General features: G+C 37.9%; 21 protein-coding genes and 1 riboswitch. Of the genes, 13 read left to right on the top strand and 8 right to left on the bottom strand.

The window, feature by feature from the left end:
- Positions 1-719: 719 nt before the first annotated feature.
- Entirely contained in the window at positions 720-908 is a 189-nt protein-coding gene (locus AB7942_RS13510) for a YjcZ family sporulation protein (RefSeq protein WP_369447236.1), read from the bottom strand.
- A gap of 305 nt (positions 909-1,213) precedes the next feature.
- On the opposite strand from AB7942_RS13510, the gene AB7942_RS13505 reads away from it, so the two are divergent.
- A complete protein-coding gene (locus AB7942_RS13505; protein WP_088088243.1) occupies positions 1,214-1,681 on the top strand; it encodes a DUF3291 domain-containing protein in 468 nt (155 codons plus the stop codon).
- Positions 1,682-1,802: 121 nt separating this feature from the next.
- Here the strand turns inward: AB7942_RS13505 and AB7942_RS13500 are convergent, their stop codons facing one another.
- The gene (locus AB7942_RS13500; RefSeq protein WP_369447235.1) at positions 1,803-2,567 is read right to left on the bottom strand and encodes a DUF3891 family protein; all 765 of its coding nucleotides are present in this window, start codon (positions 2,565-2,567) and stop codon (positions 1,803-1,805) included.
- 239 nt (positions 2,568-2,806) lie between these two features.
- On the opposite strand from AB7942_RS13500, the gene AB7942_RS13495 reads away from it, so the two are divergent.
- The 3 genes from AB7942_RS13495 (at position 2,807) to AB7942_RS13485 (ending at position 6,683) form a co-directional block, all read left to right on the top strand.
- Entirely contained in the window at positions 2,807-4,174 is a 1,368-nt protein-coding gene (locus AB7942_RS13495) for a sigma-54 interaction domain-containing protein (RefSeq protein ID WP_369447234.1), read from the top strand.
- Between the two features lie 95 nt (positions 4,175-4,269).
- The gene (gene speB, locus AB7942_RS13490) at positions 4,270-5,262 is read left to right on the top strand and encodes an agmatinase (protein ID WP_369447233.1); all 993 of its coding nucleotides are present in this window, start codon (positions 4,270-4,272) and stop codon (positions 5,260-5,262) included.
- Between the two features lie 38 nt (positions 5,263-5,300).
- The gene (locus AB7942_RS13485) at positions 5,301-6,683 is read left to right on the top strand and encodes a purine-cytosine permease family protein (protein WP_369447232.1); all 1,383 of its coding nucleotides are present in this window, start codon (positions 5,301-5,303) and stop codon (positions 6,681-6,683) included.
- A gap of 170 nt (positions 6,684-6,853) precedes the next feature.
- Here AB7942_RS13485 and AB7942_RS13480 read toward each other — a convergent pair whose 3' ends face one another.
- From AB7942_RS13480 to AB7942_RS13465, 4 genes are all read right to left on the bottom strand, one after another.
- Positions 6,854-7,177 carry a DoxX family protein gene (locus AB7942_RS13480; protein WP_369447279.1) on the bottom strand — a complete coding sequence of 108 codons (324 nt, stop codon included), beginning with the start codon at positions 7,175-7,177 and terminating at the stop codon, positions 6,854-6,856.
- A gap of 453 nt (positions 7,178-7,630) precedes the next feature.
- On the bottom strand, positions 7,631-9,115 hold the full coding sequence (locus AB7942_RS13475; RefSeq protein WP_369447231.1) for an amidohydrolase: 1,485 nt from the start codon (positions 9,113-9,115) through the stop codon (positions 7,631-7,633).
- A gap of 337 nt (positions 9,116-9,452) precedes the next feature.
- Positions 9,453-9,839: a hypothetical protein gene (locus tag AB7942_RS13470; RefSeq protein ID WP_098934073.1), complete on the bottom strand. Its 387-nt coding sequence runs from the start codon at positions 9,837-9,839 to the stop codon at positions 9,453-9,455.
- Positions 9,840-10,077: 238 nt separating this feature from the next.
- Complete coding sequence (locus AB7942_RS13465) at positions 10,078-10,947, bottom strand: SDR family oxidoreductase (RefSeq protein ID WP_098934074.1); 870 nt, start codon at positions 10,945-10,947, stop codon at positions 10,078-10,080.
- A 361-nt stretch (positions 10,948-11,308) separates the two neighbouring features.
- On the opposite strand from AB7942_RS13465, the gene AB7942_RS13460 reads away from it, so the two are divergent.
- Together AB7942_RS13460 and AB7942_RS13455 are read left to right on the top strand one after the other, a co-directional pair.
- The gene (locus tag AB7942_RS13460; protein ID WP_088088234.1) at positions 11,309-11,602 is read left to right on the top strand and encodes a hypothetical protein; all 294 of its coding nucleotides are present in this window, start codon (positions 11,309-11,311) and stop codon (positions 11,600-11,602) included.
- A gap of 379 nt (positions 11,603-11,981) precedes the next feature.
- A complete protein-coding gene (locus tag AB7942_RS13455; RefSeq protein WP_369447230.1) occupies positions 11,982-13,727 on the top strand; it encodes an AAA family ATPase in 1,746 nt (581 codons plus the stop codon).
- 504 nt (positions 13,728-14,231) lie between these two features.
- Here AB7942_RS13455 and AB7942_RS13450 read toward each other — a convergent pair.
- The gene (locus tag AB7942_RS13450; RefSeq protein WP_369447229.1) at positions 14,232-15,161 is read right to left on the bottom strand and encodes a DsbA family protein; all 930 of its coding nucleotides are present in this window, start codon (positions 15,159-15,161) and stop codon (positions 14,232-14,234) included.
- A gap of 22 nt (positions 15,162-15,183) precedes the next feature.
- Complete coding sequence (locus tag AB7942_RS13445; RefSeq protein ID WP_308160760.1) at positions 15,184-15,510, bottom strand: winged helix-turn-helix transcriptional regulator; 327 nt, start codon at positions 15,508-15,510, stop codon at positions 15,184-15,186.
- A 208-nt stretch (positions 15,511-15,718) separates the two neighbouring features.
- Here AB7942_RS13445 and AB7942_RS13440 point away from each other — a divergent pair, with 208 nt between their 5' ends.
- From AB7942_RS13440 to AB7942_RS13410, 7 genes are all read left to right on the top strand, one after another.
- Complete coding sequence (locus tag AB7942_RS13440; protein WP_369447228.1) at positions 15,719-16,720, top strand: macro domain-containing protein; 1,002 nt, start codon at positions 15,719-15,721, stop codon at positions 16,718-16,720.
- Positions 16,721-16,797: 77 nt separating this feature from the next.
- On the top strand, positions 16,798-17,451 hold the full coding sequence (locus AB7942_RS13435) for a vWA domain-containing protein (RefSeq protein WP_369447227.1): 654 nt from the start codon (positions 16,798-16,800) through the stop codon (positions 17,449-17,451).
- A 154-nt stretch (positions 17,452-17,605) separates the two neighbouring features.
- The gene (locus AB7942_RS13430) at positions 17,606-17,965 is read left to right on the top strand and encodes a protoglobin domain-containing protein (RefSeq protein WP_369447226.1); all 360 of its coding nucleotides are present in this window, start codon (positions 17,606-17,608) and stop codon (positions 17,963-17,965) included.
- A 281-nt stretch (positions 17,966-18,246) separates the two neighbouring features.
- Positions 18,247-18,942, top strand: coding sequence for a polysaccharide deacetylase family protein (locus AB7942_RS13425; protein WP_369447225.1), 696 nt, complete (start codon positions 18,247-18,249; stop codon positions 18,940-18,942).
- Positions 18,943-19,387: 445 nt separating this feature from the next.
- Positions 19,388-20,959 (top strand): spore germination protein, encoded by a 1,572-nt coding sequence (locus tag AB7942_RS13420; protein WP_420490873.1) that lies wholly within the window; start codon positions 19,388-19,390, stop codon positions 20,957-20,959.
- Between the two features lie 25 nt (positions 20,960-20,984).
- Complete coding sequence (locus tag AB7942_RS13415; protein ID WP_369447224.1) at positions 20,985-22,076, top strand: spore germination protein; 1,092 nt, start codon at positions 20,985-20,987, stop codon at positions 22,074-22,076.
- A complete protein-coding gene (locus AB7942_RS13410) occupies positions 22,073-23,281 on the top strand; it encodes a Ger(x)C family spore germination protein (RefSeq protein WP_369447223.1) in 1,209 nt (402 codons plus the stop codon). Before AB7942_RS13415 ends, AB7942_RS13410 begins: the two co-directional genes overlap by 4 nt.
- A 173-nt stretch (positions 23,282-23,454) precedes the next feature.
- A riboswitch (TPP riboswitch) is annotated at positions 23,455-23,569 on the top strand.
- The last annotated feature ends 100 nt before the right edge of the window (positions 23,570-23,669 follow it).

The following is a 23,669-nucleotide window of genomic DNA, read 5'->3' as shown; positions in this document are numbered from 1 at the left end:
TGTGCGGCATTTTTAGATTTTAACATTTGATAATATATGTTGCTAGGTACAGTGGTGCCATGCTTGGTGCCCAAATTTTTAAAATTACAAATCAAAAGAAAACACTAGAGAGCAAATAAGCTTGATAAATCAATATTTCAGGGAACATCAGATACCGGAAAAAAAGGTGCCAGCAAACTTCAAAACTGCTTGAGACCTGGGTGCAGTTCTGGGAAGTTATGCAAACCTTGACAGGGTAGAGGACCACTTTGGTTCTTAAATTTATTTATAAGTTGTTACAAATCTATAAAGCTAAATATTTTTTCAGTTGAAGTGTCAGAACATACCCCTTTTAGGGATGTTCTGGCATTTTTTTCGGCAGCATTTTGTCAAATTTAGTAGAATAATAGGAAGGACGAACTAGCCATTAGAGCGGTCAAAATAAACATGATCATTACCAAGAGTACATGCACAACAATTTTTTAAAAGAAGTAAAGGCCTTAACACTAGAGGACTGGATAAAGATTATATTATCTTAACCGAAACCACCAGTCAGCTTGGCGGCTGAGTTTTGATGAATGATTCCAATTCAAGAGGAATGATTCGTTTTTGTAGGTTAAACATAGAAGCTTTGCTTACATGAAAGGGACATGGGTTCGTACCATGTCCCTGACTTTTGTCATCTAACTCGACAAGATCTTTATGTTTTTTTGAAGAGCTTTTAATTAGGTCTGCCCTAATTAATGGCAGAAAGCAATTGCACCGATAATGATTAATAAAATAAACAACACTATGATAATGATAAAACTTCCCCATCCACGAACATTAACACAATGTCCTTGAAAAGGAGTCGCATAGCCGTAAGACATTGGAGCATGGGGAATAGCATTAGAGTAATCACCAAGATGAGGGATTGCGTTATTATACATTCAAACACTACCTTTCGTTTGTAAGGAGAGTAATTAGGCTAACACCCTTTATAATATACTTAGAGATGAAATTGGAGCCCGTATATATAAAATTTAATGGGAGAGCCAGTCATCGTCCGAGTTTCGTAGATTTTTGTCGAAATATTAAAAAGTGCAGCCACCCTTCAATGAGTGTATGGAGACTACACTTTTCTTGATTAATTATCATCGTGGAAAACAACGAATGATGGTAAGTTTGTTCAACAGGAATTAGTCCAGAGTTTCTTGAATATATGTAGGTAAAAAGTGTAAATGGAGAGATAATTATGGCTTTTGTTGCGATCTATACTGTCGGTAGACTAAAACATCCGTATGAGCATCCTGCCTCTCGTGAGTTTTTTGAGGTGGGATACGAAGTGATTCGCCAGGCTGCTAAATCAGGGCATCTTATAGAGGAGTTTTCACCTAATGGAGTGCCATTCCCTGAGGAAGTTATCCAAGGAGAGGGTGTTCCTATTCTTACACTAACGGTATGGAAAAGCCTTCAATCTTTATATCGTTTTACGTATTCAGGTCAACACAAGCAAGCCATACGAGATAGGAACAAGTGGATTGAAACTCATCAAGAGAAACAACCTACATATGTGGTGTGGTGGACGGAGAAGGTGAAGGATGTATCCTGGGGGGAGGCATTCAAGAGATACAACTATTATATTCAGCATGGACCCACTCCTTTTGCGTTTGACTATAAGCACGCATTTGATGAAGTAGGAGAGACGTTCTTGGTTAAATAGAATGTACTGATTATATTAGCCGAAACCTGTTGTAAAACCTTTATACCTAAACGCAGATCTTAGATAAACAATATACGGGTGGATTGCATTTTTTCGGAAAAATGCTTTCCACAGGTTTCTCCTAATTAAACGCTATCTTCCTTATAGTAACAGGGGTATCCTTGTATGCCTGTAAGATGCCATGTTCCTCTATTTGGTCTTTTCTTACAGCCCTATAAGGCAGTTTTACTTCTAATTCACCTTTCAGAGGGGAGAAGGAGAGCGAAACCGTTTCTTGGTTTTTCCAATGAGCATCGATGGGTTTGTCCGTAACAAAAGGAAATAACTGTGGAAATCCATTTCGAAAAAAGGGATGTATCCTTTTATTATCTCCAGGTTCATTTAAACAAATATACAGGGAAAGATAATCACAAAATTTTAACAGATCTAAGTGGTACATTAAAGTTTCATTCTTATTCTCGTTTCCCACTATTTGCAATCCCTTTAAAAGTTGCTCCTGTCTTTGCTTTTCTTCATTCCAAAATTCCCTGACTGCGGGCTCTGTAGCATCCTGGATGAATGATGAATAGTGTAAACTGCATAAAAGTCCAGCATACCTGCTCATTTTTTCAACTTCATTCAATCCCTTTTTATAAAAAGAAATTTTAAGCACTATCGGGTAGTCGATAAAAGAGTACGGCATCTCCGTTTTATCATTCCATACAGGAGACGTATCCAGTTCTATCCAGCCTCTGTCATGTTCTTGGATCGCCAGTTGCACTTCTTGGGTTCGTGTATGATCAAAAAAATATTCATCTTTACAGTTTCGGGCGATTTCCCCTGCAATTTTGGCGTGATCATTCTGAGTTACCATAAAATAGCTTTGTTCTCTTTCCATTATAATCATTTTCGTTAATCCTTTCTTTGCAAAACTACACCAGTTTGCATTTCTCTTGTTTTTATATTTACCACTTATCCAACAAATTTAATCAATTGAACTTAGTATAAATAGATATTTTTAATACGATACGGATGAAATCCCAGTCGCATATGAAGAAATCGAGCAGCCTCGTTTAAAATTTAAAATAGTTTGAATTATTAGTCATTTTTGATTATGATTAAATCAAAAATGACTAGGTGATGAAAATGAATAAAAGCTGGGATGATTCGATACTTTTAAACCATATTTTAGAACATTCTTTTGATGAAATCTTTATTGCGGATGCAACGGGAATGGTTTTATATGCAAGTCAATCTACTGAAACAGTCTTTGGTATTCCGTGTGAGCAAATCGTTAATCATAATATTTTCGAACTTGAAAAACAAGGACTTTTTTCTCCCTCTGTCATTGCAAGCGTGCTCAGAACTAACAAGGAAGTAACGCTAATTCAGGAAACAAATCATAATAGAAAACTAATCATCTCCGGATATCCGGTTTATGATCAATCAGGAATATTAATAGGTGCTACGAGTTTTTCAAGAGATATAACCGAATTTGAGTCCTTAAGAAAAGAAAATGAGCAGGTAGCAAAGGCATTACTAAAATTTCAAGAAGAAAATGAAAAATTACGAAAACAGGCGACTCAACAATTCTTTATAAGTAATGGAAAAATGGAAAAAGTATTTGAAGTTGTATCAAAGGTAGCAGATATAAACGTTACTGTATTACTCGAGGGGGAGTCGGGGGTTGGTAAAAACCATATTGCTTATAAAATTCATCAAATGTCATCAAGAAAGGCTGAACCCTTCATTGATGTAAACTGTGGTGCAATACCTGAATCTTTATTTGAATCAGAGCTTTTCGGTTACGAGGAGGGAGCTTTTACCGGGTCTAAAAAAGGGGGTAAGAAGGGGTACTTTGAAATAGCAGGAAAGGGAACTCTTTTTCTAGATGAAATTGGTGAACTGCCTTTGAATCTTCAGGTAAAATTATTGTCGGTTTTGCAAAACCAAACCCTAATGAGAATTGGAGGAACAAAAAAAATTGAGGTAAATTGCAGAATTATTTGTGCTACAAATCAAAACTTAGAAAAGATGATCAAAGAAAGGAAATTTAGAGAGGATCTCTATTACCGAATCAATGTCGTAAAGGTAGAGATTCCACCGCTAAGGGAACGAAAGGAAGAAATCATTCCATTAATTTACGAGATTACTGAACAATTGAATCGTAAATATCAATTGAATACATATTTTACCCCAACAATGGCTGCTTGGCTAAGCCAGCAAAATTGGCCGGGAAATGTCAGGGAATTACGAAACTATATTGAAAAGAAGATGATCACATCTAGTGGGAACGAAATAGACCTTGATTGGGGAGAAGAGGAAACAAAAAAGGATTCCTTCACCCCGTCAACGAAAGAAATTCCATTAAACGATTATATAGAAACACTTGAAAAGGAGTATATTGTGCGAATGTATCATAAATATCCCAGTAGCATTAAACTTGCAGAAATATTGGGAATCAGCCAATCTACTGCCAATCGGAAAATACTAAAATATGTTGAGCAAAGGTAGTCGTTTTTGACTATAACGTTCTCTTAAACGCTGTCTTTATTAGTTGGCATGAAAATTGCAATCTTTAAGAATAGAAACTTAAAGGAGGCTATTTTATGTCAAATCAAGATGAAAAGCAATTTTTGAATTTACCTTTTACTGGTATCTGCACTTTTGGAAAATATCCTGTTTGTTCAGATATTAATCAACTAGATGCGGATGTAGCCGTTATTGGAGTTCCAAATGATATGGGTACTCAATGGAAATCGGGAGCAAGAATGGGTCCAAGGGGGATTCGTGAAGGATCAACACTTTACAGTTTTGGATTAAATGGTGCTTACGATATTGAAAAAGATATTACGTATTTGGGGCCAAGATGGAAAGTAGTAGATTGCGGTGATGTGGACATGGTTCATGGAGATATGATGCAATGCCATGAAAACACAGAAGAAGCCATTAGAAAGATTGTTTCAAAAGGAGCCATGCCGGTTGTATTAGGCGGAGATCATTCCATTACCATTCCAGTTGGTAAAGCTTTAGGAGAGTTAGGGCCTTTTCATGTTATTCAAATCGATGCACATTTGGATTGGGCGGATCATCGTTCCGGGCAAAGGTATGGGCATGGAAGCTGTATCCGTCGTTTATCTGAAATGGACCATGTTCAGAAAATTTTCCAATTTGGAATTCGAGGAATTTCCAGCAGTTTGAAGGAAGATGTGGATGCAGCACGAGAATATGGAAGTGTTATTTTATCACCGCGCCAAATTAGGAAAATGGGAATTGAAAGGGTGATAGAACTACTTCCAGAAGGAGAAAAATACTATATTACCCTAGATATTGATGGTTTGGATCCTTCAGTAGCACCCGGAACAGGTACCCCTTCACCAGGAGGATTTATTTACGATGAAGTAAATGAATTGCTTGAAGGAATAGCTAAAAGAGGAAAAGTGATTGGCTTTGATTTGGTCGAAGTAGCACCGCCATATGACCCAGCTGGAATGACCGGTCAAGTAGGTGCACGGCTTGCATTGGATTTACTCAGCTTTGTTTTAAAGGAAAAAGAAAACATAGATGAACGCAAGTTGAATAAGGAAGAAGTTCACTCCTAAGATAAGTCACCAAATAATATATTTCAGGGGGCAGATCTATGAAAATTGAGACAAGAAGTATTGAGTATATTCCAGCCAATGAACGTCATGGAAAACCAAGAGGATTGTTTGCAGTTTGGTTTGCTGCAAATATGCACATTACCACACTTGTAACAGGATCATTGTGTGTCACTTTTGGCTTAAATCTTTTTTGGAGTGTTGTAGCTATTATCGTTGGTAATTTAATAGGAGCCATTTTTATGGCTTCACATTCTGCTCAAGGACCTAAACTAGGTATCCCCCAAATGATTCAAAGCCGTGCACAATTTGGTGTTATTGGAGCCGTGATTCCCTTAATTCTAGTTATTTTCATGTACTTGGGTTTTTTTGCAAGCAGTGGTTTGTTAGGTGCACAAGTATTGAGCAGTGCCTTAGATCTTAACTTAACTTTGAGTATCATTGTTCTTAATATCCTCACCTTTATCGTGACAATGATTGGCCATGATCTTATTCATAAGATGCAAAAGTATTTGACATGGGTGTTCTTTCTTGTTTTCATAGCTGCTACGTTTATTGTTTTCCAATTACCCGTTCCGTCAGGAAGCTGGTCTCCAGCTGAGTTCAATCTACCAATCTTTATGTTAAGTGTTAGTGTGGTAGCAACCTGGCAGATCTCTTTTGCACCCTATGTCGCTGACTACTCAAGGTATTTGCCAATTGATACCAATTACTCAAAAACGTTTTGGTATACGTATGCAGGGACTGTTTTAGGCACTGTTTGGATGATGGTTTTAGGAGTCTTATTGACTACGGCCATTCCGAATTTCCTTAGTAACTCCGGAACGAATCTCGCTAATCAGTTTGGAAGTTTTTCGTTTCTTTTAATTGCTGTGATTATCCTAGGTCAGTTTTCCATCAATGTTTTTAATTTATATGGCGCCTTTATGTCAACCATATCTACTGTTGAGCCTTTTTCAAAAATAAAAGTAACCCCAAAAGTAAGAATGTTCTTTATCTTTGGAATTGGAACAGTTGGAACTTTACTGGCTATTTGGGGTCAGGGAAATTTCTTGTCCAATTTTATCAACTTTATCTTATTTATTAGTTACTTTTTAATTCCATGGACAGCCATTAACCTCATTGATTTTTACGTCCTGCGTCACGGGGAGTATAGTATTAAAGATATTTTTGATTTAAATGGAAAGTACGGAAAAGTAAACAAAATTACTGCTATTTCTTTCCTCGTTTCAATTATCGCCGAAGTTCCATTTATGAACACCTCGTTCTATGTAGGACCTGGTGCGAAAGCAATGGGGGGAGCCGATATAGCCTGGATATTAGGATTGGTGGTTCCATCAGTACTCTATTATGTAATGATGAAAAGAAAATTGAAGGAACCGTCCCAGGTACCAATCCCGTATGAAGAGAGTAAAACTTCTTAAAATTAGTTAAGTAATGAAGTAGAAAATGGAATTATTTTTAAAGGGGTAGGAAGCGGGAATACGTGATTCCTTTTCTATCCTTTTTTTGTTCACTAGACTTCTGAAGTACCAATTAGCTAAATTAAATCCTTACAAACGTTTTGAACTGCACCCCAAAAAACAGGGAAATCTTATTTGGCCTTGTATAGATAAACTAGCAAAACTAACATAACAATGTCTAAACGAGCACCAAATGCGAATGGAAGGAAGCCAGTGTGCAGTAAAGGAACCTTTGTTAATAGAATGGCTGCGATCATAATACCAATTAATGGTACCACTGCATTTTTAACAGCTTTATTAACCAATAGTAGAATTCCGCAAACCATTTCTAATAAAATGATAATCTTTAACATCATGTGGGGATAGGGAAGTCCTAATCCAAGAAAATGATTCGCTACTTCGGTACCAATTAATTTCATAAGTGCTGAGGTAATAAAAACATAAGCAACAGTAATTCTAATAAGTTTATTTGGATATAAAATTAAAATCCCTCCTTTTTATATCTTTATGCAAGAAGAGGGACAGACCATTACAAAAAACCAACATAAAGTAAAATTGATTGAAATTAAAAGGAAAAAGTTTTATGTAAGTTTTTGTTGATAATAGTCTGACAGCTAGGGACGGTTTAACTCTTTGTGAATAAACTGAGTGGAAACAATAATGATGTGCATCCCTATTGGCTGAGCTACTCTACTCAAAGAGACTCTTGTTTCGATGATGGAAAATGGATAGTGATGTGCGGAGAAAACGGTGTGATGGTCACATGCATGAAGGGGAAGCCACAAAAATAGTGTTCAGTAAAACTCCACAGGGAGGGTTCTCATGTTATAAATTGATATGAGTGCCGGTAAAAAAGGGTTAAAAGCTTGAGGATAATTCCCTCAAGCTTCGCTTTTTTGTTGAATACATCATTCACTCGTTGGTTTTTGTTGATGATAGGGAAGTGTTTTCTCTACTTCTGCTACTTGTTTATAGATTCCTTCCATATCCTTCAGATTTTTCTTGTAATCATATGTCTTAAGTTTTTTGTTTTCTACAATCAATTTCCCATTGACGATCACATCTCTTACATTTTGCGGTCCTGCTGAATATGTTAACGTTGCATACGGATCATATGTTGGAAAAGTATTAGGCGCATGGATGTCTACAATAATAATATCCGCGTATTTCCCGACTTCTAGTGAGCCGATTTTTTTATCCAACCCAAGTGCTTTTGCACCACCGATTGTGGCAAGTTCGACAACCTTACTTGGCGGCATTACACTTTGATCTTTGTTGACCAATTTATGGACTCTTGCCGCATATCCCGCTGTCCCGAATACATCCATGGTGTTCGAGCTCATTGGCCCATCTGTACCCAATCCCATCTTAATCCCTGCTTTATCAATCTTAATAGCTGGTGCCACACCGGTTGCCCCTTTTGTATTCGCTATTGGATTATGGGCAATTGTGGCTCCTTTTTGTTTAATGATGTTAATGTCCTCATCATCAATATGGATGGCATGTGCAAGCATTGTATTTTCATCTAATATTCCTAAAGAATCCAAGTATTTTATGACTGAAGGATACTTCTGACCAAACTTGGTTTCTACTCTTTGTGCTTCATCAGCAAACTCTGCCGCATGAATCGCAAATGGTACCTGATATTTTTTGGCTAAATCTTTCGATGCCTTAATCATCTCAGGGCTAACTGTGTAGGGAGCATGGGCTACCACAGATGGGGTAATTAGTTCATGATTCTTATATTGTTTAATGAAGTCCTCTGCATATTTTAGTCCGCCATATGGTTCAGGAGCATCGACTGTTGGAAAGCTAATAACCGTTTCTCCAAGAACTCCTCTAATGCCAATCTTTTCTGTCGCTTTTGCTACTTCATCTTCGTGGTAATACATATCTGCATATGTCGTAACTCCGCCCATTGCCATTTCTATGACGCCATGAATGGATGCTTTATAAATTAGGTCCCTTGAAAGTAATTTTCCTTCTAGTGGAAAAAAAACATCAAATAACCGATTGCCTACTCCTTCTTCACCAATACTTCTAAACGCAACCATTGGAACATGATTATGAGTATTAATCATTCCCGGCATCACTATATTACCATTGGCATTAATGACTTTAGAGGCTTTATATTGTTTTTCCAAATTTTCATCGCCAATTGCAATGATTTTCTTATCCTTTATTACAATTGTCCCTTTGACAAAGGCATCCTTTTTCGCATTCATCGTTAAGATGTGCCCATTTTTAATCACAAGATCTGCCTTTTGATTATTCCCTGGGATTCTCGCTGCTTCCACACTCATCGCTTTCGTATTAGGATAAAAGGCTCCTATTAAAATAGATGCTGTAACCAAAACGACCATCGACAATTTATAAAGTATTCTGAGTCTCATTTATTTCCTCCTATAAATGTACCTTAAATCTTCAGACTATAATAAATTACCCATCATCATCCAAAATATTTATCCGTGGATACGATATAGAAAAATATAATGATCCTTTTATTTTTATAAGAGGCAGTGTTAAAGGTAATTGCTGATATTGTGACCCTGTTGATTGGAGCGGAGGGCGCGAGACTCCTGCGGGAGGCTCCACGAACCCGCCCTCGGAAAGCGAAGCGCCTGGAGCGGAAATCAACAAACTAGTTTTACACAGCCTAATTATAAAAAACAAAAGGACTATTCGCGTAAATAGCCCTCTAATGTAATCTATTCATTCTTTTTAAAAATCTTAATCTCGCAATCTGTCAATGACAGTACATTCCCTTGCACCTCTGCGGATTAATCGACGTGCTGCTGCTAATGGGATTTCGACAAGAACTGCTTCGTCCGTGTCGTTTTCTACATCAAACACTGCAAATGCCTCTCCATCTACAATCAAGAGACAAATAAATTCTACTTCTACATCATCCGATCTCGGAACGCGGGTTGTAATTTCACAACGATGGACTCCTGCATCCAACAATGTCCTGGCCTCTTGTCGTGATATACGAATAAACACGAATTCTTCAAATGCAACATTGCCTGCTTCCACTTCGATTTCTACTAAAAGAAAAAAGCGATTTCTGATTTGAACAATGCAATTTGCTCCAATTGAAATAACGTCCTCTATACTCAATAAATTTCACCTCCCTTTTTACATTAAATGTAGGAGTAAATTGGGAGGTGTGGACAAGTTGTATTAATAATGTAAATTATTTGTCTCTCTTTTTTGCTTATGGATGGGATGGTAACCACTGTTTATAAAAAGAACCGTCCTAAACTTTTAAAATATATGCTTGGAAATGGGCTATATTTCTGTTTCAGTTCTAATTCTGGGAGGGGATGAATTGCGAATCCCTTTTTATTGTATCTACCTACCCATTAACGACTTTTCCACCATTTATATGCAAAATTTGTCCAGAAACATAGGATGAATCTGAATTTGATGAAAGGTAGACATACGCAGGAGCAACCTCTTCCGGTTGTCCAGGGCGCTTCATCGGTGTATCCTGTCCAAATTTACTTACTTCTTCCGCGGTAAAAGTAGAAGGGATAAGTGGTGTCCAAATAGGTCCTGGAGCGACTCCATTTACCCTGATTCCTTTTTCGGCTAGCTGATGGGCAAGAGACCGTGTAAAGGTTGTAATTGCACCTTTAGTAGAAGAATAGTCAAGCAGCTTTGGATGTCCTTGATAGGCAGTGATAGATGTTGTATTAATAATCGCACTTCCTGGCTTAAGGTGAGGCAACGCGGATCTTGTTAAATGGAACATAGAAAAAATATTTGTCCGGAATGTCTTTTCCAGTTGTTCTGTCCCTATATCCAAAATGCTTTCTTGAGGATGCTGTTCAGCTGCATTATTCACAAGTATATCAAGTCCACCCAGCTCATCTACTGTTTGCTGTACGGCATTTTTACAGAAGGATTCATCACCGATGTCTCCAGCAATTAATAGGCATCTTCCACCTTCCTCCTCAACCAGCTGTTTGGTTACTTCGGCATCATTGCTTTCGTTTAAATAAATAATCGCAACATTTGCCCCCTCCTTTGCGAAAGCTATTGATACAGAACGTCCAATTCCACTGTCACCACCGGTAATTATGGCATTCTTTCCTTGTAGCTTGTTACTTCCTTTGTAGTTCGGATTTTCCGTATCTGGAAGTGGCTTCATATCCTTCTCAATTCCTGGTTGCTGGTTTTGTTCCTGTGCGGGTAATTTGCTTGGGTACTGTTCATTGTTCATTTGATATTACCTCCTATAAATTTGGGATGACAATACAGTACCCATTTAACAAAGTGAATAAACCATAACAATCAATCTCACAATGATTTTCATTACCCTTTGCTAGATTCAAATAGAAAGATGGAGAAAGCGGGTGTTAATTGACTTAGAGTATGGTTTTTACCAACTATCATTATGAACAGCTGTACTAAAAGGAAATGCAGCAAGACTGTAGATTAACATTTATGCAGATACAGGTTAAGAATCCAAAAACCCTTTTTTTATTTAACTTCTTATTTCTGAAAATTTTGTTAATTTAACTTGTTGTCGTCTTCACCTTACATTATTACTAGCATAGTATATTGTAAGGTGGTGATGATAAATGGGCTTTACACTTTCAGACTGGATGCTCTACACAATGTGGGCTGTATTTGGACTAATGATTCTTAATTTTCTTATTGCATTCTTCCAATCTTTTTGGGCAGGCAAGTTCGATCCCACATTTGTTTTAGATTATTTAAAGGATATCGTATATATTGTTTTGCCGTTGAACATTCTAATAACCATGTTTCCAATAGATCCAACAGGGTGGATTCTGATAACATTCTATTTCATAAGCGGTATAGCAGCTGTACTCAAATATTTATTGGACATTAAAAATAAATTAATTAAATAAGCAAGGTGAAGCCTTCCTACTTGGAGGGCTTTTTCATTTTTTAATAGCAATATTTTGTTCATAGGAATAGGTAAATCTATCTATGCCTTTGCAGGGAAAAGGTGCCTAGATTTAAAGAACATTTTTAATAGGGATATGGAAATTATTAACAACACTTCAACAGAAAGAAATCTTAATGTCGTTCACATAAATAAGGTATGACCTGATTAGACAACGAATAAATATCAGTATGATTATCAAGTTATTCGCCTTAAAAAATAATTAAAGGTGTCCGTATATGATGGACAATTGTCTTTTTTAGGTGCCTGACACCTTTCTAGGCACTTTTAGGGCTAATTCCTCATATAATATTCTGAATATTCCGAAAGGTAGTGAAGCTATGAGGAAATATCAATGGGTCAAGTGGCGTAAATCTCTTCTCTGGCTTGCGGCCATCTTTTTCTTAGGAATGATTCTCTTAAGGGGAGGGCCGGCCTATTGGCAGGTAGCGTTGACTATTGTTAGTTATTTGCTGCAGTTGCTCTTTGCAATGTTGTTTATGATTATCCAGTTTGTTGCACTTTTTTGGTTCCTGGCACGGGGACGAACTTACTGGATTCTGCCTGGCGAGACTGGTTCGACTTGGGATGATTACCGAGGAAATCCCGAAATCGTTGATAATGCCAAGCGGATTGTCGTTTTGCTAAAGGGCGTCAAGGAGTTTAAGGACATGGGTGGTGAGGCGATACGAGGGTTGATGTTATGTGGGCCCCCTGGCACTGGAAAGTCCTATTTGGCACAGGTAATTGCGAACGAAGCGCAGGTTCCCTTTGCTTACGCATCGGCTCCTAGTTTTCAAAATATGTTCTTCGGTGTCGGCAACCTGAAGGTGATGGGCCTCTATAGGAAGGCGAGGAAGCTTGCGAAAGTATACGGCGCCTGCATTATCTTTATCGACGAAATCGATGCAATCGGAATGAGTCGTTCGGGAGGAGGCGGCGGTGGTGGTATGGGTGGGATGCTTGGCATGGCGGGCATGGGTTCGGGCTTGCTTAATGAGCTGCTTCTGCAGATGGACCCGCCAAACATTGATAACTCCAAGATTGCCAAATTGCTACGTTCACTTGGGTTGCGGCGCAAAAAAGCAGAACGACCTGCAGTGCTGACAATCGGAGCAACCAATCTGCCCGATGTACTCGATCAGGCGCTGCTCCGCCCCGGCAGATTTGATCGGAAGCTTTGGGTCGATTCCCCAGATTATGATGGAAGGGTGGACGTATTCAACTACTACCTCGAAAAGGTAAAAAGGGACGCTACTCTTACACCTGAGAAGGCTGCACTTGATACGATTGGTTATAGCCCAGCACAAATCAAACACATCGTTAATGAGTCTGTTGTAATTGCACACCAACATGGTGCGCAGTTAGCAAGCTACGAGGACTTCCGGGCCGCCATGGAGACTTATGAGTGGGGACTAAAGCAGCCTCTGAGCTCTATGATGGAAGATGAGAAGCGTAATGTCGCCTACCATGAGGCCGGCCATGCAGTCGCTCAGTATCTATTGAAGCCGCACGAACGGGTTTGGAAGGTAACAATTATCCGCAGGGGCAGTGCGCTAGGTCTTGCAGCGACCAAGCCGACAGAGGAGCGGTATAATAGAAGCGATAGCGAAATCCTAGCAGAAATTCAGGTGTGTCTGGCAGCACGGGCGGTGGAAGAAGAGTTCCTCTTCAAGAAATTAAACGGTGTCACCTCCGACCTGCAGCATGCTACGCTGTTAGCTGGCGCCTACCTTGGAATGGTAGGTATGGGAGATGAGCTGTTCAGCTGGCTGGCGATAGGCTCTCGAATCGATGGACTTAGAGCGCTCCGTCCAAAAATCAACGTGTTGTTAAAAGACCAAATGCTTCAAGTAAAGAAGCTAGTAAATGAAAACGCCGACTTTGTCCATTCCATTGCAGAAGAATTGCTGAAGCGGGGTGATTTGACAGGAGAGGAAATTGAAGAAATCTACGTACGTCTGTATGGTCAAAGTCGGCCAGAGCCGCCAAAGGTAAAAGTTATGGAGTATATTGATTCCCCTGCGCTGGAGGCTCCTGTTATTCCAGCAGACGAGAGCGCCGATGAATCAAAGGAGTCCAATTAAACGGTGATTCCTTACGATTCAAAACAGTAAATGAAAAAAATGTAGAAAATTCAAATAAAATGGAAAACGAAAAATGTTAAAAAGTTTGAGGAATCGGGAATGATAAAGATAGTAGAAAAAACAATTGCATCTCAGATGAATATTGTTACAAAATATGAAACTGAACAATACTCTAATGGGGGAATGTAAAATGAAAATCCTTAAACCTCAATGGCTTTCATTAAGTAAAGAAATAAAAGTGAAGCTAATTCGTTTAGCTATATTGGAAAACCAAAGCAGATACAATAGACTTTAAAAATGACAAAAGGCACATGCAAAAAGTACCTATTCTGTTTTTCATGTATAAGTAATCATTATCATTGTACAAATTTAAGCACTTATTTTGTAAAAAGCTTGATATACCAATAAAAAATGACTATCAAATTAGTTTACAATTTGATAGTCATTTTTGGTTCCATTTTTAATTATAGCGATAGGGAACGGAACCAGTTACTGTTTTCGTGATTATTTCGTCACAAAATAGGTTTCACCTAGAATTTCCCTCACTTGAAAACTGCTTGATGAAAGTTCTTTTTCAGCAAAAGCGTTAATTTCTGCTTTTTCAAGATCGTACATTACCTCAATCTCTTTCGAAAATAAAAGCTTTTCTTTTTCAAGCAGGCTAGAAAGTGCTGGTTGTTGTTTAGGTTGGAGAGTCTCTGAATCTAGTACTTGTTTTAGCCCTGCAACATAGTATTCTAATGGGCGAGCACCAACAATCTTCACACCTTTATTTTCCTCATTTATCATGACAATCGTAGGAAACCCTCTGGCACCTAATTTGGCAGCTAGCACGAAATCTTCATTTAATAATTGCTGTCCGCTTGGCAGCTCCGCTTCTTTTACAATTGCTTCCCCATCAAGTCCAAGATTATTCACGATTTCCACTAAAATCGACTTCTCTGCAATATTTTGATTGAAAGCGAAAACGGCTTCTCTCACACGGCGTAAAAACACACTAGCCAACGCTTCATTTTGCTTTTGAATGACTTTGAATACAATCGATGGGGGATAGGATGAGTGAATCGGATTGTCATACCAAAGTGTGCCATCAATTGGCATGCGCGTATATTCACCAACTTCTCTCCAATGTCCAGCAACATCAGACGGTTTGGCGATTCCGTTTGCTGGGTCGACAGGTCCATCGCCCCATTTTTCTAATAATCCTCCCATAACCGTATGGAAGGTAAAGTTATCGCCATACTGCTCTTCAAAACGACGGAGCACTGGCTCTTGTGCCCAACAGTGGGAACAGATTGGGTCGGTAACATAATAAAGATTAATCGTTTTTTTGGGTTGATTAAAGTCAATCATTTCCATTCCCATTCCCTCGTCTCCTGCGCTTCCACAAACCCCTGTTTCCAAATCGCAAATCATATTATTTTTGCTATTCATTTTGATCACTCCTATTTATTAATTAAACCTTATCTTTATATTCAATTGCCCATTTCTGGATAGGCTGTAAGGCAGAAACAAGTGCTTGCCCTTTTTCGGTTAATTTATATGAAATTGTTACGGTGGGTGAATCTATCACTTCTTTCTTCACTAGACCATACTCTATGAGTTCAGTTAACCTCATGGATAAGACTCTGGGCGTAATGTTAGAAATTTCTTGAACCATTTCTGTAAAACTAGTTGAATTGTTTTCACAAAGGGACAAATAGTGAATGATTAACCCGTTCCACTTTTTACCTAGTATTTGGAATGAGTATTCTAAATATGGGCAAATCTTAATAAAAACCACCTCCAAAGAGAAAAAACTTGATATAAAAAGTATATCTGATATAAAAAGTATATCATGGGCGTACCTGTGTCACAACCCGAATTTTGTCAAACGCGCATGCTTTATTTATTGAAGGACCAGTAAAAGAGTGTCACCAACTGTTACGAATATCAAATTTTTTTCTGATATAATGAACACTATAAGAAATGGTTTGGGGAGGGGAAAACTTATGCCATTAGAAATTGTTCGCCATGATCTTACAAAGATGAAGGTGGATGCGGTTGTGAATGCTGCGAATACATCACTGAAAATGGGTGGTGGCGTATGCGGTGCTATATTTCGTGCAGCAGGTGTCAATGAGTTGCAAAAAGCATGCGATAAAATGGGGGAATGCAGGGTTGGAGAAGCCGTTTTAACAGATGGCTTTAACTTGGAGGCCAAATATATCATACATACACCTGGACCTATTTGGCAGGGTGGTTCCAAACATGAAGCAGCACTATTAAAGTCAAGTTACTATAACTCCTTGGAGCTGGCAAAAAACCATCAATGTGAATCCATTGCATTTCCATTAATTTCGACTGGCATATATGGTTATCCAAAGGAGGAAGCATTACATATCGCGGTTTCGACCATCGGCTCTTTTTTATTACATCATGATATGCTTGTTTATCTGGTTGTTTTTGACAAAGGTTCTTTCGGTTTAAGCAAGAAATTATTTACATCGATTCATCAATATATTGATGAGCATTATGTAGAAGAAGTAGAAATCACGTTTAATCGTAATAGAGAAGAACGATATATATTGGAACAACCGCAAGAAGTCGAATTTGTTCAGCCGGATCTGTATAAAGAAGCAGAGTATTCCTTAGTCAACCTGTTGGACCAACTCGATGAATCTTTTTCCGAGCGGCTGCTTCGTTTCATTGATGAAAAAGGAATGACGGATGTAGAGACGTATAAAAGGGCGAATATTGACCGGCGATTATTCTCCAAAATCCGAAATGAAGACGATTATACCCCGAAAAAGAAAACAACGATTGCTTTTGCTGTTGCGTTAAAATTAACTGTGGATGAAACGATGGAGCTGCTAGCTGCAGCCGGTTATACCTTGTCACGCAGCAATAAATTCGATGTAATTATTGAGTATTTTATTCAACATGCTAATTACAATATTCATGAAATCAATGAGGCTTTATTTGCTTTTGACCAGCCAATACTCGGTGCCTGAAATGTCGCTTCCCAAGCGACCATTTCGTAATGGATTAGTGTTATCCTTTGTTTATCAAAGAACGGAGGATGATATTCATGAAAAGAAAAGTAACAGAATTAGTGTTTATTTTAGATAAAAGCGGCTCCATGGCAGGACTTGAGGCTGATACAATCGGTGGTTATAATGCGATGCTGAAGAAACAGCAAAAGGCTGAAGGGGAAGCCATTGTTACGACCGTATTATTTAATCACGAGTACGAATTATTCCACGACCGAATCAATGTAAGGGGCATTTCTCCTATCACTGAAGAAGATTATCAAGTAGGCGGCACCACTGCATTATTAGATCCCATTGGTTTTACCATACAAAAATTCGTGAATGTACAAAAGAGAACCAGCGAGGATGAACGTGCTGAAAAAGTACTTTTCGTTATTACCACGGATGGGATGGAAAATGCCAGCCGTGAATTCACAGCCGACAAAATCAAAAAAATGGTTCAACACCAAAAGGAGAAATATGGCTGGGAATTCCTATTCCTTGGAGCCAATATCGATGCCATTTCGACTGCTGCTCGATTTGGAATCGATGAGGATTTCGCCGTTGATTACCACGCGGACAATAAAGGAACGCAATTAAATTATGAAGCTGTAAATGAAGCCGTGGTCAACCTTCGAAGTGGCAAAAAGATTGATCGAAGCTGGAAAAAAGGAATTGAAAAGGATTATAATCGCCGTTCGAAGAATGATTAATTTATATCTATTTTAGGGACACCTGCTGTTTAGAAAACAAAGGTGTCTTTATTCTTTCAAAAGGTCTTTTTCGTGATGTAAGTCACAAATCTGGTTTATTATTTACACTACAATAATAGTAGAAACTACTCCAATCAAGAAAAAGAGGGAATTGATGATGACCATTGCATTAGACCAGGAAAAAGTGAATGAGTTGGTTGACCGCTTTTATGATAAGCTACTAAAGGATTCCTACTATATTAACATGTTTAATGAAAGAAACACGGATATAGAGCTGCTGAAAAATCGGCAAAGAGTATTTATAAATCGCTTAGTTTCAGAGGAATCTACTCAGGAACAAGGTGAGCAGGTATCACAGGTTAAAGAAAGACACCCATTTCAAATAGCTCCAGATAGGGCCTCAGCATGGTTCGGAAAATTAAAAGAGACGATGGATGAAATGGACCTTGATGTTAGAGTAAAAGAACATCTTAAAGAGAAAGTAGATTTTTTGTTGAATAAGATTATTAAATGAGTCCCATAGTATATGGCACTTTCCGAGGTTGCAGATCTTATCGAAGTGAAGTGGTTCGGGAAAGAGTTGTTAAATAATTATACGAAAAGTGTCAGTTCCTTTTGAGAACTGGCACTTTTTCACATTATCGACTTAGTAAAAGGCAGATGATGATGAATTACCTTTTTAATTTACTCTAGATAGTTTTAAAGTTTTACAGTAAATACCTCATCTTGGAAAGTTAGTAGATTATGATACTATAAAAATAGACTTTAATTAAATTCGAAAGAAAGGCTGGTTTTATGAAAAAGAAGTTAATATATAGTGGAGTTGGAATTTTGTTAGTGTTCCTTTTTTTACTTGGAACCTATAAGTTAATGAATTCTAGAACCTTCCAGTTATTTGGTGGACTAACCGACCAGGTGAAGACCGATCAAAAGGTAGTCGCATTGACCTTTGATGATGGACCAACAAAAAATGTAGAAAAAATTCTACCCTTGTTACAAAAATACCATGTAAAAGCGACCTTTTTTTTAATTGGTAATGAAATTGAAAAAAATCCTGAAGAAGCTAAAAAAATTGTAAGTGCTGGGCATCAAATAGGAAATCATACATATTCCCATCAGCGGATGGTTTTTAAATCCCCTTCTTACATCAAGGAGGAAATTGAAAAAACGGATAAACTAATTCGAGAAGCAGGGTATAAAGGTCAAATTGATTTCCGACCTCCGAATGGAAAAAAACTCGTAGGCTTGCCTTATTATTTATATAAGAATAATAGAAATACCATCACTTGGAGTCTTGAACCAGATACTTACTATACTTCTGCCACTGACAAAGTGAGTTATGTGAAAAAACATGTAAAACCTGGTTCTATAATCTTGATACACCCCATGTATGATGATACTGGCGAAGAGCTAAATACAATTAAAGGAATATTGCAATCATTATCAAACGAGGGATATAAATTCATTACAGTTAATGAACTATTGAAATAGGCACTATCCAAAATTTTGGATGGTGCCTTTTTTAATTAATTTTGCTTTAAATTAATGAGTTATTTTTTATGCACATCCTATAAGAGTAGTCACCGCTGCTCAGGATCGGGAAATTATATCATCCGCTGGTAGAACTTGTTCAAAATACATATAAAACGTTGGAGCCCAGAGTGATGAAGGGTTGTTATATATAATGTTTAAATTTCCACGTATAAGCTAAAGATAATGCTATCCAAGGAACATTAAGGAAATCACTTAATTTTACATACTTTGGTTCGTGGTTTCAGCTACTGTTATTTGGGCATAAAAAGGTGGTTAATATGTGGAATTCTATTGTTTCCTATCTTCCAGACTGGAAAGTTTTTATACAAGCTTTTATCGTGTTTTTCATTCCGTACATGATCTTCAGATTTTTTAATTGGATTCGCAAGGAAGAGTGATGAAAATGCGAGAACGGAAATTAAAGGTTAGAAAAAAAGAAAAACAACCTAACAAAATTGAAGATCAACAGGAATCTAAGCCTCAAGGCTCAAATCATCTGTTTACAGATGATTTGACTTTAAACTTAGAATTAGTTAGACAAGAAATCGGTCATAACTGGGATGTGCACTTTCGAGAGTTTAATATTGGGCGTACCGGCATTCGAGCATCCATTATTTTTGTGGATGGATTATCAGATAAAGATCTGATTAATAAACATATTATGACATCATTGATGGTTGATTTCACAACAGAATATAAACAGGAGCTATCCTTTGTGAAGGGAAGCGATTTAAACAAATTTGTAAAAAATCAAGTGCTGCCTATTAGTGAAGTAGAAGAGATTGGTTCTATTAAAGAGTTAGTATCAAAAGTATTAACAGGTTCTACCGCGCTTTTAATTGATGGATCATTAGATGCGCTAATCCTTGGTACAACAAAATTAAAAACAAGGACGATTGAAGAGCCAGTATCAGAGGCATTAGTCAGAGGTCCACGGGTCGGTTTCACTGAATCCTTAAGTGATAATACATCTTTTTTGAGAGGGAATGGTGAAATTGAAAATTTATCGTTAGTAAAATTTCAAGTAGGAAAGCGTTCAAAAAAAGACTTAGTCGTCGCTTACATAAATGAAATTGTGGATCCGGAATTAGTACAAGAGGTAGAAAAGCGAATTAAGAAAATTGATCTTGATAATGTGCCAGAATCAGGTTATGTAGAGCAGCTTATCGAAGATAATTATCTTAGTCCTTTTCCACAGGTACAGAGTACAGAGCGTCCTGATCGTGTGATTGCTGCCTTGATGGAAGGTCGGGTATCCATTTTACTAGATGGGACGCCTTTCGCTTTGATCGTTCCGGTTACCTTTAGCATGATGTTACAATCACCAGAAGACTATTATGAAAGGTGGATTCCTGGCACGTTCATCCGTTTACTTCGTTATCTAGCAGCCATTCTGGCTCTTTTTACACCGGCTTTGTATATTGCATTCATCTCATTTCATCCAGGATTGATTCCTACTAAGTTAGCCATTTCCATTATAGGGGCGAGGTCTAGTGTTCCATTTCCTGCACTTATCGAAGCGTTATTTATGGAAATATCGATCGAAGTTTTAAGGGAAGCTGGACTCCGGTTACCGAAGCCAATTGGTCCAGCAATGGGAATTGTCGGTGGGTTAATCATTGGTGAAGCAGCTGTACAGGCAGGGATTGTTAGCCCCATTTTGGTGATAGTAGTGGCGTTAACTGCGATCTCATCTTTTGCCAATCCACAATATAGTGTAGGGATTACATTGCGTATTCTTCGCTTCGTAGCCATGCTTTGTGCTGCCATACTTGGATTATATGGAGTCATTCTATTTTTCCTTTTCATGACAAGCCATTTAGTGAAACTAAAAAGTTTTGGCGTGTCTTATATGAGTCCAGCCGTTCCTTATCGTTTAAGTGAATGGAAAGATTTGATGGTTCGCATGCCCCTAATGATGATGAAACGTCGTCCAAAGATGATGCATACGAAAAATCCTATACGTAAAGGATAACCTATTGTGAAAGGAACATGAAAGGATGATTGTCAGTCCAAAAGATCGAATTACCACGCCACAAGCAGCTGTTATCATCAGCAACTTTATACTTGGTTCAGGAATCCTCACACTGCCCAGAACAGCTGCAGAGAAGGTGAATACACCAGATGTATGGATAAGTGTTATTTTAGGCGGGCTGATCGCGATAATCGCAGGGGTGATCATGGTCAAATTATGCCAACAGTTTCCCCAAAAAACAATTTATCAATACAGCCGTGAAATTGTAGGAAAATGGGTGGGCGGGTTACTTAGTTTACTTATAGTATGTTATTTTCTTTTAACTTCCGGGTTTCAACTCCGTTCAATGGCGGAAGTAATAAGGTATTTTTTGCTGGAAGGTACCCCTATCTGGGCAATTATGATGCCATTTATGTGGGTAGGTCTCTATCTGATCATAGGCGGTATCAACCCGATTGCCCGTCTGTTTGAAATTGTATTACCTATTACGATTTTCCTTTTTTTGCTAGTAGCCTTTTTGAGCCTAAAAATATTTGAGATCGATAATTTACGCCCGGTATTGGGGACTGGATTCATCCCTGTGCTAAAAGGAGTAAAGGCGACGACTCTCGCATTTACAGGTCCAGAAGTCCTGCTGGTCATCATGGCGTTTATGCAACAGCCAAACAAAGCAGTAAAAATGGTCCTAATTGGAATTTCCGTTCCATTGATTTTTTATGGGATAACCGTTGTGATGGTGATCGGAGCGTTATCCGTCGATGAAGTGGTCACGAGAACATGGCCAACACTTGATTTGATACGAAGTTTTGAGGTAACCGGTTTGATCTTTGAACGGTTTGATTCTTTGTTGCTGGTGGTTTGGATTATGCAAATGTTTACTACCTTTACCATCAGCTACTACGTAGGTGCTTTAGGGCTGGCTCAACTTTCGAAAAAGAACATTAGTTCATTTATGTTTGGTTTACTTCCGCTTATTTTCGTCATTTCCATCACCCCCAAAAATATCAATGATCTATTTAAACTTGGGGATATGATTAGCAATTTTGCATTGTTTTTATTTGGTTTACTACCACTTCTCCTTCTTATTATCGCGAGATGGAAAGGAAGAAAACAATGAAGTTAAGTCATAACAATATACGATTTCTCTTGGTTTCGCTGTCTGTCCTTTTACTCTTTTCTCTTACAGGCTGTTGGAGCAGTCATGAAATTGAAGAGCTAAGCTTGGGTGTAGGGGTGGCATTCGATATAGGGAAGAAGTCAACCATAGAGAAAAAGATAAACGAACAAGATGAAGGCTATTCCAAAAAAGATCAGATTACTACAACTTATCAACTTATTACCTCACAATTAGCAAGTTCAATGAGTAAAGAAGGGGGATCGCAACAACAATCTTATGTTAATATTTCTGAAACGGGAGACTCCATCCTTCAAGAGGTTCGTGAATTATCATTAGTAACGGATCTTCCTTTTAATGCCAGTCACATGAAAGTCATTGTAATCGGTGATAAACTTGCACGATCGTATAGTTTAGATCGATTACTTGATCAATATCTTCGGGATAATGATTTTAGACCAAGCTGCCTTATGTTTATTAGTAAAGGGAGAGCTACCAATACCCTAGTATCAAAGAAAGCAGGAGAAGTTCCAGCATTTCGTCTGTTTGGAATGGTAGATAATGCCTATCGAACGACAAGAATTTTGCCTCCTATCTCGATTATTAAATTAGACGGTAAGCTACAATCAGGATCCAGTTTTCTTTTGCAAAATGTGATCTCGGCTAATGGAGAAGTGAAATTTGCAGGAGCTGCCGTGATAAAAGGAAAGACAAAAAAACTGCGTGGTTTTTTAAATGAAGAGGAATTAGAGGGGATAACATGGATAACAGGCAAGGGGAAAGGCGGTGTGGTGAAAAGTTTTGATAAACAGACGAGTGGGCTAATTGTATATGAGCTTGAGTCTATGAAAAGTAAAATCACCTCTCATGTTAAGGGAAACAATATCTCTTTTGATGTAAACATCGAATCAGAAGGGCGATTATCTGAGAATTGGGTGGTTTCAGGTAACTCTTTTGATAATACATTTCTAAAAAGGGCAGAAGAATCCACCGAAAAAGAAGTAAAACGATTGGTTGTTCATACAATTAAAAAAACGCAAAAGGAATATCGAGTAGACGTTGCTGGCTTTGGAAACCGTTTAAGAATTGAGCATCCGAAAGTATGGGAAAAAGTCAAAAAAGATTGGGATCAAACATTCAGTGAGGTTCCAATTTACTACAACGTAAAAATAACAATGAAAGATTATGGAGCGTCAGGTCACAAGTAAGACTTCTTTTTTTAGGGTACAAAAAAAGAATTATTCTTCTTAAAACCCAAGCAAGAAGATATCTAACCTTTCTCTCTATCCTAGACATACTATCTAAAACGACTATATCACTTTAAATAATATTATGTATTTCATTTTTACCGATACTCATATATAATGTAACTTAATTGAATATAAATAACTAGGGGTGCCCAATAAGTTGGGCTGAGAAAGAAACACGATGAAGTTTCTTGACTCTTGGGACCTGATCTGGATCATACCAGCGTGGGGAAGTTAGAATTGACAAACTTTACTGCACCTATACTTCTGCATACATATTAGCCGGGTCCAACCATTTATGGGCCCGGCTTTTTGATGTACTTTTATACGCTTTTCCACTTGTTATGTT

It is taken from the genome of Neobacillus sp. BF23-41 (assembly GCF_041106275.1).
The sequence above is the reverse complement of the archived record's forward strand: the minus strand, read 5'-3'. Positions and strand labels throughout refer to the sequence as shown.